Origin of the sequence: Mesorhizobium sp. M7A.F.Ca.CA.004.04.2.1 (assembly GCF_004022825.1) — a bacterium.
GTDB lineage: Bacteria > Pseudomonadota > Alphaproteobacteria > Rhizobiales > Rhizobiaceae > Mesorhizobium.
The window spans coordinates 1-12,096 of sequence record NZ_RZPH01000061.1 but is presented as its reverse complement, the minus strand read 5'-3'; the positions used below and the strand labels follow the sequence as shown (position 1 = coordinate 12,096).

General features: G+C 64.3%; 10 protein-coding genes and 2 pseudogenes. 6 read left to right on the top strand and 6 right to left on the bottom strand.

Going from position 1 to position 12,096, the window contains the following annotated elements; all coding sequences use genetic code 11:
• The 5 genes and pseudogenes from EN893_RS04930 to EN893_RS04905 form a co-directional block, all read left to right on the top strand.
• Positions 1-372: pseudogene (locus EN893_RS04930) on the top strand (L-carnitine dehydrogenase); the annotation flags it as partial.
• A 4-nt stretch (positions 373-376) separates the two neighbouring features.
• A complete protein-coding gene (locus EN893_RS04925; protein ID WP_127269386.1) occupies positions 377-1,540 on the top strand; it encodes an acyl-CoA dehydrogenase in 1,164 nt (387 codons plus the stop codon).
• Positions 1,541-1,543: 3 nt separating this feature from the next.
• Positions 1,544-3,621: pseudogene (locus tag EN893_RS04920) on the top strand (acetate--CoA ligase family protein).
• The gene (locus EN893_RS04915) at positions 3,614-4,396 is read left to right on the top strand and encodes a carnitinyl-CoA dehydratase (RefSeq protein WP_127270028.1); all 783 of its coding nucleotides are present in this window, start codon (positions 3,614-3,616) and stop codon (positions 4,394-4,396) included. Before EN893_RS04920 ends, EN893_RS04915 begins: the two are co-directional and overlap by 8 nt.
• Positions 4,397-4,613: 217 nt before the next feature.
• Positions 4,614-5,552: an alpha/beta hydrolase gene (locus EN893_RS04905; protein ID WP_127270026.1), complete on the top strand. Its 939-nt coding sequence runs from the start codon at positions 4,614-4,616 to the stop codon at positions 5,550-5,552.
• Positions 5,553-5,587: 35 nt separating this feature from the next.
• Here the strand turns inward: EN893_RS04905 and EN893_RS04900 are convergent, their stop codons facing one another.
• From EN893_RS04900 to EN893_RS04880, 5 genes are all read right to left on the bottom strand, one after another.
• Entirely contained in the window at positions 5,588-7,246 is a 1,659-nt protein-coding gene (locus EN893_RS04900) for an FAD-binding dehydrogenase (RefSeq protein WP_127270179.1), read from the bottom strand.
• A 40-nt stretch (positions 7,247-7,286) separates the two neighbouring features.
• Entirely contained in the window at positions 7,287-8,273 is a 987-nt protein-coding gene (locus EN893_RS04895) for a Gfo/Idh/MocA family oxidoreductase (RefSeq protein WP_127266814.1), read from the bottom strand.
• Between the two features lie 69 nt (positions 8,274-8,342).
• Positions 8,343-8,918: a YceI family protein gene (locus EN893_RS04890; RefSeq protein ID WP_127266813.1), complete on the bottom strand. Its 576-nt coding sequence runs from the start codon at positions 8,916-8,918 to the stop codon at positions 8,343-8,345.
• Positions 8,919-8,986: 68 nt separating this feature from the next.
• Positions 8,987-9,559 (bottom strand): cytochrome b, encoded by a 573-nt coding sequence (locus EN893_RS04885; protein WP_127266812.1) that lies wholly within the window; start codon positions 9,557-9,559, stop codon positions 8,987-8,989.
• Between the two features lie 56 nt (positions 9,560-9,615).
• Entirely contained in the window at positions 9,616-10,506 is an 891-nt protein-coding gene (locus tag EN893_RS04880; protein ID WP_127266811.1) for a LysR family transcriptional regulator, read from the bottom strand.
• A gap of 96 nt (positions 10,507-10,602) precedes the next feature.
• On the opposite strand from EN893_RS04880, the gene EN893_RS04875 reads away from it, so the two are divergent.
• Positions 10,603-11,598: an aldo/keto reductase gene (locus tag EN893_RS04875; RefSeq protein WP_127266810.1), complete on the top strand. Its 996-nt coding sequence runs from the start codon at positions 10,603-10,605 to the stop codon at positions 11,596-11,598.
• 110 nt (positions 11,599-11,708) lie between these two features.
• On the opposite strand, the gene EN893_RS04870 is transcribed toward EN893_RS04875, so the two are convergent.
• The coding region (locus EN893_RS04870; protein WP_164900719.1) for a nucleotidyltransferase family protein at positions 11,709-12,096 on the bottom strand (388 nt) is incomplete at its 5' end.

Genomic DNA, 12,096 nt, shown 5'->3' with positions numbered 1-12,096 from the left:
CGCCACTTCATGGCGCAGTTCGGGCCCTGCCTGAAATGGCCATGGACCAAGCTGATGGATGTGCCGGAGTTCAACGACGAACTGGTCGACCTGATCGCCACGCAGTCGGACGACCAGGCGCATGGGCTGTCGATCCGCGAGCTGGAAAAAATCCGCGACGACAATCTGGTCGCCATCATGGATGCGCTGTCGAAGCAGAACAAAGGCAAGGGCTGGGGCGCCGGCGCCCTGCACAAGGACTATACCAGGCAGCTGGCCAAGCTGGCGGCGAAGAAGCCCACGGCCTCCAAGGCTGCCGAGAAGGCCAAAGCCTTGAAACCGGTCAAGAAAGCCGAAAAGCCGAAGAAAAAGCCCGGCAAGAAGAAAGGCTGAGAGCATGGATTTCGGGCTGTCGGAGGAACAGAGGCTCATCGTCGAGACGACGCGTGCGTTCGTCGAGAACGAGCTTTACCCGCATGAGCGCGAGGTCGAGCGCACCGGCGTGCTGCGCCGCGACCTGATCGAGGAGATCAAGGTCAAGGCGATCGAAGCCGGGCTCTATGCCGCCAACATGCCGGCCGATGTCGGCGGTGCTGGCCTCGATACGGTGACTTGGCTGCTCTACGAAAAGGAGCTTGGCCGCGCCAATTACGCGCTGCACTGGACCTGCGTGGCGCGGCCCTCCAACATCCTTTTGGCCGGCACGCCGGAGCAGCGCGAAAAGTACCTGTTCCCCTGCATCCGCGGCGAGAAATGGGACTGTCTGGCGATGACCGAGCCGGGCGCAGGCTCCGATTTGCGCGGCATGAAGGCGACGGCGGTACAGGACGGCGACGACTGGGTACTCAACGGCACCAAGCATTTTATCTCCCACGCCGACCTCGCCGACTTTGCCATCGTTTTCATGGCTTCCGGCGAAGAGGATTCGCCGCGCGGCAAACGCAAGAAGATCACCGCATTCTTCGTCGACAAAGGGACGAAGGGCTTCACCGTCCGCGATGGCTACCGCAACGTCTCGCATCGCGGCTACACCAACGCCATCCTCGAATTCGACGATTGCCGGCTTCCCGCCGCCCAAGTGTTGGGCGAAGTCCACAAGGGGTTCGACGTCGCCAATTCATGGCTCGGCGCCACCCGGCTGCAGGTCGGCGCCACCTGCCTCGGCCGCGCCGAGCGGGCGCTTGGCCATGCCATCGAGTATGCCGCGCAGCGCCAGCAGTTCGGCCAGCAGATCGGCAAGTTCCAGGGCGTGTCGTTCAAGCTTGCCGACATGGCGACCGAATTGAAGGCCGCCGACCTGATGGTGTTCGAAGCCGGCTGGAAGTACGATCAGGGCACTGTCACCGATCAGGACATGGCCATGGCCAAGCTGAAGGCCACCGAGATGCTTGCATACGTTGCCGATGAGGCGATCCAGATTCATGGCGGCATGGGACTGATGGACGATTTGCCACTGGAGCGCATCTGGCGCGACGCGCGCGTCGAGCGCATCTGGGAAGGCACGTCAGAGATCCAGCGCCACATTATTTCAAGGGCGCTGCTGCGTCCGTTCGGGGCATAACATATGCATAAACTTGAGCGTCTCCTGCGGCCGAAATCGATCGCCGTCTTCGGCGGTGCGCAGGCCGCGGCCGTCGTCGCGCAATCGATCAAGATGGGCTTTGCCGGCGAGATCTGGCCGGTGCATCCGACCAAGGACGAGGTCGCGGGCCGCAAGGCCTATCGTTCGGTCGCCGATTTGCCTGACGCGCCGGACGCCGCCTTTGTCGGCGTCAACCGGCATTTGACCATCGAGGTGATCAAGGCGCTGGCCGAGCGCGGCGCCGGCGGCGCCGTCTGCTTTGCCGCCGGCTTCCTTGAGACCGAGGCCTACGACGACGACGGCGAGCGGCTGCAGGCCGAGCTGGTTGCGGCAGCCGGCTCGATGCCGATCATCGGGCCGAATTGCTACGGCCTGATCAATTATGCCGACGGCGCGCTGCTGTGGCCCGACCAGCATGGCGGCATAAGACTGGCCGAGGGCGGCAAGGGCGTCGCCATCATCACCCAGTCCTCCAACATCGCCATCAACATGACGATGCAAAGGCGCGGCCTGCCGATCGCTTTCCTGATGACCGCCGGAAACCAGGCGCAGACCGGGCTGTCCGAAATGGCGCTTGGCCTGATCGAGGACGAGCGGGTCACGTCGCTCGGCCTGCACATCGAGGCTTTCGATTCGGTAGCCGGCTTCGAGCGGCTGGCAGCACGGGCGCGCGAGCTGAAAAAGCCGATCATCGCCATGAAGGTCGGCCGTTCCGAACAGGCCAGGCAGGCGACCGTCTCGCATACCGCGTCGCTGGCCGGCTCGGATGCGGCCTCGGGTGCGTTCCTGCGGCGGCTCGGCATTGCGCGTGTCGATTCGATTCCCGCCTTCATCGAAGCGCTGAAGCTGCTGCACATCACCGGACCTTTGCCCGGCTATAGGCTGTCGTCGATGAGCTGCTCCGGCGGCGAGGCCTCTGTCATGGCCGACAGCGCCGAAGGGCGCTGGGTCAATTTCCCTGTGCTGACCGACAGCCACCGCGCCCATGTCAAATCGACGCTCGGGCCGCTGGTCGCGGTCGCCAATCCCTTGGACTATCACACCTTCATCTGGAACAACGAGCCGGCGATGACCGCCACCTTCACCGCAATGGTGTCGGGCGGCTTCGACCCAACATGCTGGTGCTGGATTTTCCGCGACCTGATCGTTGTTCGGTCACCGATTGGTGGGCGACGCTGCGCGCCTTCGAATCGGCGCTGAAGACCAACAAGGCGCATGGCGCGATCGTCTCGTCGCTGCCGGAAAACCTGCCGGAGGAGTACACCGCCGAACTGATGGCGCGCGGCATGGTGCCGTTGTTCGGCATTTCGGAAGCCATGGATGCCGCCGGGGCGGCGGCCTTCATCGGCTGGGCTTGGGCCGAACCGCAGGCGCAGCCGATCGACACTTCTGCTGCCGGTGCGCCTGGTGGCGACCATGTCACGCCCGACGAGGCCGAAGCAAAATCGCGGCTGATCAAGGCCGGCCTGCCGGTGCCGAAAGGCGAACGGGCCGCCAATGCGGTCGAGGCGGTGATTTCGTCGATGGCGCTCGGCTTTCCCGTCGCACTGAAGGCGCTCGGCGTCAGCCACAAATCCGAAGTTGGCGCCGTCAGGCTCAACCTCAGGGATGCCGAATCCGTCAGCACCGCGGCGCATGACCTCTTGCCGCTCGGCACCGGGCTCTATGTCGAGCGCATGGTGCGCGACGGTGTCGCCGAGCTCATCGTCGGCTTCACCCGCGACCCGATGTTCGGTGCGGTGATGACCTTGGGCACCGGCGGCGTGCTGGTCGAATTGTTGCGCGACAGCGTCACGCTGATGCTGCCGGCGACGCGCGACGATATCGAGGCGGCGCTGCGCGGCCTGAAACTGTTCCCGCTGCTCGAGGGCTATCGCGGCCGGCCAAAAGCCGATGTCGCGGCTGCCATCGATGCCATTTCGGGCATTGCCGCCTTCGTGCAGCAGAATGCCGGTGAGATCGAGGAACTCGACATCAACCCGCTGATCGTCTGCAGCGAAGGCAAGGGCGCCTGGATCGCCGACGCACTGCTGGTGCTGGGAGAGAACAAGAATGTCTGACGTCATTTCGACCCGCCGCGAGGGCACCATCCTCGAGGTCACCCTCGACCGGCCCAAAGCCAACGCCATCGACCTGAAGACCTCTCGGCTGATGGGTGAGACCTTCAAGGCATTCCGAGACGATCCGGAATTGCGCGTCGCCATCGTCAAGACCGCCGGCGACAAGTTCTTCTGTGCCGGCTGGGACCTCAAAGCCGCTGCCGGCGGCGATGCCGTCGATGGCGACTATGGCGTCGGCGGCTTTGCCGGGCTGCAAGAATTGCGCGACCTCAACAAGCCGGTGATCGCTTGCGTCAACGGCATGGCGGTCGGCGGCGGCTTCGAGCTGGCGCTGTCCTGCGACCTCATCTATGCCTCCGATCATTCCTCCTTCGCGCTCCCCGAAATCCGCGCCGGCACGCTGGCCGACGCGGCAACGATCAAACTGCCGAAGCGCATCCCCTACCATGTCGCCATGGACCTTCTGCTGACCGGCCGCTGGATGGATGTGGCCGAGGCGCATCGCTGGGGCCTGGTCAACGAAGTGCTGCCCAAGGAGAAGCTCGAGGACCGTGTCTGGGAGATCGCCCGGCTGCTCGCAGGCGGCCCGCCGCTGGTCTTTGCAGCGATCAAGGAGACCGCGCGTGTGGCCGAGGCGCTGACCTTCCAGGACGCCATGAACAAGGTGACCCGCCGCCAGCTGCCGACGGTCGATGCCCTCTACGGCTCCGAGGATGGCATGGAGGGTTTTCGCGCTTTTGCGGAGAAGCGTGAGCCGGTTTGGAAGGGGAAGTAGTGGATACCGCCGGAACGATGGCGCTTACCCCCCTCTGGCCTGCCGGCCATCTCCCCCTCAAGGGGGGAGATTGGCAGCTTCGATCTCTGCACTCTTCTTGCGACGCAGAAGGTTGGCGAAAGTTTTCGCAACATCCGATCTCCCCCCTTGAGGGGGAGATGTCCGGCAGGACAGAGGGGGGCGCCCTGGCTCAGCCTTGGGCGCCTTTCCAGCACCCATGACCGATTACAAAACCCTCATCGACGCCGAGACCTGGGCGTTCATAGAGCGGACCAATTCTTACTATCCGCCCGACACGATCGACTACACGATCGCGCAGCAGCGCGGGATCTATGACCGCATGTGCCGCGAATTCTTTGCCGGCTATCCCGAAGGCGTGGCGGTCGAAACCTCAGCCATTGCGACGCCCACGCACGACATCCCGATCCGCACCTACCGAAGCACACACAAAGCTGCGGTGACGGTGCTCTATGTCCATGGCGGCGGCTTCATCCTCGGTGGGCTGGACAGCCACGACGATGTCTGCGCCGAGCTCTGTGCCCGCACCGGCTATGAGGTGGTCTCGGTCGATTATCGGCTGGCGCCGGAGCATCTGCATCCGGCGGCCTTCGACGATGCGATGAGCGCCTTCGAATGGGCCGCCGCCAATCGCGATCATTCTATCGTGCTGTGCGGCGACAGCGCCGGCGGCAATCTCTGCGCCGCCGTCAGTCACGCCACGCGTGACCGTTCGAAAAGGCCGTTTGGCCAGGTGCTGATCTATCCCGGCCTCGGCGGAGACCGCGCGAAAGGCTCCTATGTCAAGCACGCCGAAGCGCCGATGCTGACCGTGCGCGATCTCGAATTCTACAAGCACATCCGCACCAGCGGCGTGGATAGGACCGGGGACATCACGCTGTCGCCGCTCGCCGACACCGACTTCTCCAACCTGCCGCCGACAGTACTGATCACCGCCGAGTGCGACCCGCTGTCGTCGGATGGCGAGAGCTATCACGACCTGGTCGTGGCGGCGGGCGGACGCGCAACCTGGTTCGAGGAAACGGGGCTGGTGCATGGTTATCTCCGAGGCCGGCACACGGTCGGCCGCGCCCGCGCAAGCTTCACCCGGATCGTCGATGCGGTGACCGCGCTTGGACAGGGCGATTGGCGCTGGTGATCGCGGCTGGACTCTGAGGACCGACCGGCCCCGGCTCATCCCACCGAAGCGGCCGCCGCACGACCGGCGCTGCGGCCGGAAAAGATGCAGCCGCCGAGGAAGGTGCCCTCAAGCGCCGCATAACCATGCACACCGCCGCCGCCAAAACCGGCGGCTTCGCCGACGGCGTAGAGTCCCGCAACAGGCTGGCCATCGGCACCCAGCACGCGGCTGTCGAGATCGGTCTGCAGGCCGCCCAGCGTCTTGCGGGTCAGGATGTTGAGGCGCACCGCTATCAGCGGGCCGTTTGCCGGATCGAGCATCTTGTGCGGCTTGGCCGTGCGGATCAGCCGGTCGCCGAGATAGGCGCGCGCCCCGCGCAGAGCGGTGATTTGCATGTCCTTGGAGAACGGGTTGTTGAGCTGCCGGTCGCGGGCGCGCATTTCGCGCTCGACCTGGGCTACCTCAAGAAGCGGCTCGCCGCCGGCCAGCGCGTTCATGCGCGCGACCAGCGTCGGCAAGTCGGCCTCGACGATGAAATCCTCGCCCTTCTCCATGAACGCCTTGACCGGGCCCGGAATGCCCGATGTGGCGCGGCCGAGCACCTGGCGCCAGCTCTTGCCGGTCAAATCGGGGTTCTGCTCGGAGCCCGACAGCGCGAACTCCTTCTGGATGATCTTTTTGGTCAGGATGAACCAGGAATAATCGAAGCCGGTGCTCATGATGTGGGAGAGCGTGCCCAGCGTGTCGAAACCGGGATAGAGCGGCATCGGCAGGCGCTTGCCGCGCGCATCGAGCCACAGCGATGACGGGCCGGGCAGGATGCGGATCGCATGATCGGTCCAGACCGGCGCCCAATTCTTGATGCCCTCGACATAGTGCCACATGCGGTCACGGTTGATGATCGAACCGCCGGCCCGTTCCGTGATCGCCAGCATGCGGCCGTCGACATGATCGGGCACGCCGGTGATCATGCGCTTCGGTGCGGCGCCCAGCCGTTTGGGCCAATTCTCCCGCACCAGTTGATGGTTGGCGCCGATGCCGCCGGAGGCGACGATCACCGCTTGCGCGTGAAGCTCGAAATCGCCTGATATTTCGCGCGAACTCTTGTGGCCGCGCTCGACATCGCTGGGCTGCAGGATGTCGCCACGCACACCTGTCACAACAGCACCCGTCCGCGTCAGTTCATTGACGCGGTGGCGGAATTTGAAACTGATCAATCCGCGCTTTTGGGCCTCGCGCACGCGCTGGGCGAACGGTTCGAGCACACCGGGGCCGGTGCCCCAGGTAATGTGAAAGCGCGGCACCGAATTGCCGTGGCCGATTGCATTGCCGCCGCCCCGCTCGGCCCAGCCGACCACAGGAAAGAATTTCAGGCCGCGCTGCATCAGCCAGGAGCGTTTCTCGCCGGCGGCGAAACCGACATAGGCTTCCGCCCATTTGCGCGGCCAGAAATCCTCCGGCCGATCGAAAGCCGCGGTGCCCAGCCAGTCTTCCAACGCCAGGTCATGCGAATCGCGGATGCGCATGCGCCGCTGCTCGGGCGAATTGACGAGGAAAAGGCCGCCGAACGACCAGAACGCCTGACCGCCCAGCGACTGCTCCGGCTCCTGGTCGACAATGATGATTTTCTTGCCGGCCTCGGCAAGCTCGGCGGCGGCAACCAGCCCTGCAAGACCGGCGCCGACAATGATCACGTCCGCATCGTCAGCCATCTTTCCTCCCAGAATTAGCCGGCTACTTCAATGCAAGGGGTCAGACTGTCTCCCAGCCTTCTTTGCCGCCGGCGCGGAAGATGGCATCGATGACTTTCTGGTTGAGCACGGATTCCTCCAGCGTGAAGACGCGCTCCTTGCCGCCCTGTGCCGCACGCGCGAAGGTCTCGACCTCCAGCCGGTATTGCTGCGTGCCGGGAAAGCGGAACACTTGCGTCTCGGTGTGGTTCTGGTTGTGCAGTTCGACGCGGTGGTGGTCGTAGAGCCCGGCATTGAAGGGCGAGAACAGCTCGATGAAACCCTTCTCGCCGTGGAACACCATCACCTGGCGCGCCGCCATCTGCGTCGACAGATAGAACGACAGCTCGAAGTCGCCGAAATCGGCGCGGATCGAGGAGTAGATGTCGGTGCCGAATGTCTTGTCGCGCTCGATCGTCGCCTGCACGCGCAGCGGCTCCTTGCCGGTCGAAAAGCGCGTCGACACGGTCGGGTAGACGCCGATGTCGGGCAGCGCCCCACCGCCGAGATCGAGCTGGTTGCGCATGTTGCTGGGGTCGACATTGTAGTAGGAGAAGGCACCCTGCACATGGCGCAGCCGGCCGATGGCGCCGCTGGCGATGAGGTCGCGTACCTTGATCCATTGCGGGTGGTAGATGACCATGAAGGCCTCGCAGACCAGCACCTTTTTCTGGTCGCGCAGCTTGATCAGCGGCAGGATGTCCTTGGCGTCGAGCGCCAGCGGCTTTTCGACCAGCACGTGCTTGCCGGCTTCGATGGCCTTGGCCGCCCATTCGACATGCTGCGAGGTCGGCAACGGGATGTAGACGCCATCGACCTCGTCGGAGGCAAGCAGTTCCTCATAGGAGCCGAAGGTATGGCGCGCGCCGAAGCGCTCGGCCAGCGCCTTGGCCTTCGACAGGTCACGGCTGGCGATCGCCGACAGCACGCCGTTCTCCGCCTCGACCATCGCCGGCAACAAATGCTCGCGGCCGATCTTGGCCGTCGACAACACACCCCATCGGAACATCAGGCTTCTCCATCACAATTACAGGCAACGAGGTTTGCCCGAAATCGCCGGAAAAGCCAATGACGAGGGTCAGCCCCTTTTGCCGGTCAGCGTCATGTCGAAGTCGACGATGTTGGAATAGATTGGCGTGCCGACATCCATGCCGTAGCGCGACCTCAGCACCTTGCCGGTGACATGGAATTTGATCGTCCCGGCCTTGAGACCGCCAAGCTCGGCCATGAACTTTTCCGGAAACGTCTTGCCGCGCGCCGTCAGCCGGCCGCTGACGAGGGCCGTGGTGTCGCTGGTTCGGGTCACGCTGGTAGAGCGGAACTGGATCTCCGGGTTGTTGGCGGCATCGAACACCGCGTCGGAGCGCAGGAAGGCATCGATACGGCTCTGGCCGGTGCCAACGCTTTCGGGAAAGATGGTGAAATTGACCTGCGAGTGCCCGACATCGCTGTTGTCGATGCGGATCGAGCCCTTGAAGCGGGCGAAGGCGCCATTCAGGCCGCCGCCGCCGACCTTGCCGATGGAGAAGCGGATGCTGGAGTTGGCCGGGCTGATCGAATAGCTGCCGGCGGCGTCACCAAGCGCGACGGCCGCTGAAACAGGCATGGCGAGGCAAGCGGCGACCGCCGCAAATCCGAGGATGCGCGTGTACATGGGGATGTTCCTTGTTGGAGGCAGCGCATTCCTGCGCCCTCACTCCATGAACGAATGAACCGCTCGCTCTATTCCGGATCTGACGAAGGCGTGATCATGCGCATGAGCACGCCATCCCTGAGCTGGAAATGATGCCGCAGTGCCGCCGCAACGTGGAGAGCCACAAGCGCCATGCCGGCATAGGCAAGATACCAATGCGCCGCCGCCCAGAAGCTTTCGGCACCATCCGATTCGGCCAGCGGCAGGTTCGGCATGACGAACAGGTTGAACGGCAGGCTGGGTATCTCCAGCATCGAGACCGACACGAGCGCCCACCCGGACAAGGGCAAGGCAAGCTGGAACGCGTAGAGCGCAAAATGGGCCAACGGTGCCGCCCGACGTTCCAAAGTCCCGACCGAGCGCGGCAGCGCCGGCGTTGTATTGCCGTAGCGCCAGACGATGCGCAGGATGATCAGGCCGAGCAGCAGGAAGCCGAAGGATTTGTGCAGCTGGATCAGTTCGAAGGCGGTGCGCTGGCTGGTCACCCGCACCATGACGAAGCCGAGAGCGAACTGGCCGATGAAGATCAGCGCAATCAGCCAGTGAAGAATGATCGCGCCCCAGCCATAGCGGGTGGTGCTGTTGGTGATCGATGTTTGCATCGTTGGTGAACGACCGCGATGCCGGTTATCTTCCACCAAGGGGGGGCGAGCCCGCTTTATCCACTCACCTTGAAGAAATCGACAAAGGCCCTGAGCGCTGGCCGCATCTGACGGCGGCTCGGATAATAGACAAAGAAGCCGTCGAAGGGCGGGCACCAGTCCTCCAGCACGCGGATCAGCCTGCCGTCGGCGAGCGGTGCGCGGACATAGTCCTCAAAGACGAAGGCGAGCCCGGCGCCGTCGACCGCCGCCTGGGCGATCAGATGGTCCTCGTCGAGGATCAGCGGTCCCTCCACCGCCATCTCGATCGTCTCGCGGCCTTTCTCGAACTCCCAGCGGTAGAGGATGCCGCTGGAGAAGCGGAAGCGGATGCAGCGGTGGCCGGCCAGGTCGCGCGGGTGGCGCGGCTTGGGGTTGACCTCGAAATAGACCGGGGCGCCGACCACCGCGCCGCGAAGGTCCGGCCCGATGCGCACCGCGATCATGTCGCGCTGCAGGCTCTCGCCAAGCCGGACGCCAGCATCGAAGCCGCCTTCCACCACGTCGGTGAAGCGGTCCTCGATGACGATCTCCAGCACGATGTCGGGATAGGCCGACGCAAAGGCGCCCAGCCGTGGCGTCAGCGCCAAATGCGCTGCCGTGCGCGGCACGGTCAGGCGCAGATTGCCGGCCGGCCGGTCGCGCGTCTCGATTGCCGTCTCCAGCGCCAGGTCGATCTCCGACAGCGCCGGCCGCAACCGCTCCAGCAACTGCGCACCTTCTTCGGTCGGCGCGACGCTGCGTGTGCTGCGCGCCAGCAGCCGAACGCCAAGCCGCGCCTCCAGGCTGGATACCGCGTGGCTGACAGCCGAAGGCGCGATGGCCAATTCCCTGGCGGCGCCCCGAAAGCTGCCGCATTGAGCGACAGTTGCCAGCACGGCCAATTGGGAAAGATGCGCGCGATTCATTGATCTATCTTTTAGTACAGCCCGTGCGGATGGAAGCCGATTATCGAACACAAGGCAAGGCGCTATTTCTCCCACATCGCAACAAGGAGACGCGTTATGCAAACCCGCAAGCTAGGAACTGAATTGAACGTCTACCCCGTCGGCCTCGGCTGCATGGGCATGAGCTTCGCCTATGGCGGCCAAGCGGAAGCCGATGCGATCGCCACGCTGCACCGCGCCGTCGATATCGGCGTCAACTTCTTCGACACGGCGGAGGTCTATGGCCCCTTCGAGAACGAGATTCTGCTCGGCAAGGCGCTGAAGCCGGTGCGTGATCATCTGACGATCGCGACAAAATTCGGCTTCCGGATTCTGGAGGAAGGTACAGGCCTCGACCGCATGGCGGGCGTCGACAGCCGCCCCGAGCACGTCAAAGCGGTCGCCGAGGCCTCGCTGAAACGGCTGGGCACCGATGTGATCGACCTCTACTACCAGCACCGTGTCGACCCCAACGTGCCAATCGAGGATACGGTCGGCGCCATGGCCGAACTGGTGCGCGAGGGCAAGGTGCGCGCGCTTGGCCTGTCCGAGGCGAGTGCCGCGACCATTCGCCGGGCCCATGCCGTGCATCCGGCATCGGCCGTGCAGAGCGAATATTCGCTGTGGAGCCGCGACCCGGAAGACGAGGTGTTCGCCGTCTGCCGCGAGCTCGGCATCGGCTTCGTTCCCTATAGCCCGCTCGGCCGTGGGCTGCTGACCGGCACGATCGCCAAGCCCGAGGCCTTGAGCGACGGCGACTGGCGCCGGACCTTGCCGCGCTTCCAGGCCGAGGCGATGGAAGCCAACGCCGCTGTCATCGCCACCTTGGAAAAGCTGGCTGTTGAAAAGGGCGTGACCTCGGCACAGCTGGCGCTGGCCTGGGTGCTGCACCAGGGCGATTTCATCGTACCGATCCCCGGCGCGCGCAAGATACGCCATCTGGAGCAGAACACGGCGGCGGCGGACATCGAGCTAAGCGCGGCCGAGGTGCAGGCTATTGGTGACGCGCTGTCGCCCAACAAGGTTATGGGCAAGCGCTATACTGAGGAGTTGCTGGCGCTGGTGAATGGGTAAAAACTGCGAGTAAGCGAAAGGGGCGCCGGGCGCCCCCTTTTCGTACGCAGCGCGGTGCAAAAGGTGGGAGACGCTGGCGTGAAGCGCGCCCTCTGCCCTGCCGACATTTCCTACCAAGGCACGACAGTGATCTCCGGCCAATACTCCTGGGCGCGTCTGCCCTTCGCCTCATGCGTCTTCTGATTGTCCATCACCCGGTTCGGTGTGATGCGGAACGAAAAAACATCATCCAGCCCGAACGGCGCCACCAACACCAGCTGCCCGTCAGCATCGTATCGAACCCCGACGGCGTGCGTCTTCGACGCGAAATAGCAGACGGGATCGCTGGCGTTCGAATAGCGCGGGCAAGGCCACCCGAACTTCTGCGGATACCAAAGATGCCCCCGCGCCTGAGTGCGCACCTCGACCGGCAGCGGCAGTCCTTCGAAATGCTTCTCCGCGCGGCGAATAACGGCGTCCTCGGCCTCGTAGGAGAGGTCGCTGTCATCGAAGTAGAAC

What these genes read in the sequence shown, in the direction of transcription:
- EN893_RS04925 (WP_127269386.1), top strand. Translation starts at nt 377, where the DNA reads ATGGATTTCGGGCTGTCGGAGGAACAGAGGCTCATCGTCGAGACGACG.
- EN893_RS04915 (WP_127270028.1), top strand. Translation starts at nt 3,614, where the DNA reads ATGTCTGACGTCATTTCGACCCGCCGCGAGGGCACCATCCTCGAGGTC.
- EN893_RS04905 (WP_127270026.1), top strand. Translation starts at nt 4,614, where the DNA reads ATGACCGATTACAAAACCCTCATCGACGCCGAGACCTGGGCGTTCATA.
- EN893_RS04900 (WP_127270179.1), bottom strand. Translation starts at nt 7,246, where the DNA reads ATGGCTGACGATGCGGACGTGATCATTGTCGGCGCCGGTCTTGCAGGG.
- EN893_RS04895 (WP_127266814.1), bottom strand. Translation starts at nt 8,273, where the DNA reads ATGTTCCGATGGGGTGTGTTGTCGACGGCCAAGATCGGCCGCGAGCAT.
- EN893_RS04890 (WP_127266813.1), bottom strand. Translation starts at nt 8,918, where the DNA reads ATGTACACGCGCATCCTCGGATTTGCGGCGGTCGCCGCTTGCCTCGCC.
- EN893_RS04885 (WP_127266812.1), bottom strand. Translation starts at nt 9,559, where the DNA reads ATGCAAACATCGATCACCAACAGCACCACCCGCTATGGCTGGGGCGCG.
- EN893_RS04880 (WP_127266811.1), bottom strand. Translation starts at nt 10,506, where the DNA reads ATGAATCGCGCGCATCTTTCCCAATTGGCCGTGCTGGCAACTGTCGCT.
- EN893_RS04875 (WP_127266810.1), top strand. Translation starts at nt 10,603, where the DNA reads ATGCAAACCCGCAAGCTAGGAACTGAATTGAACGTCTACCCCGTCGGC.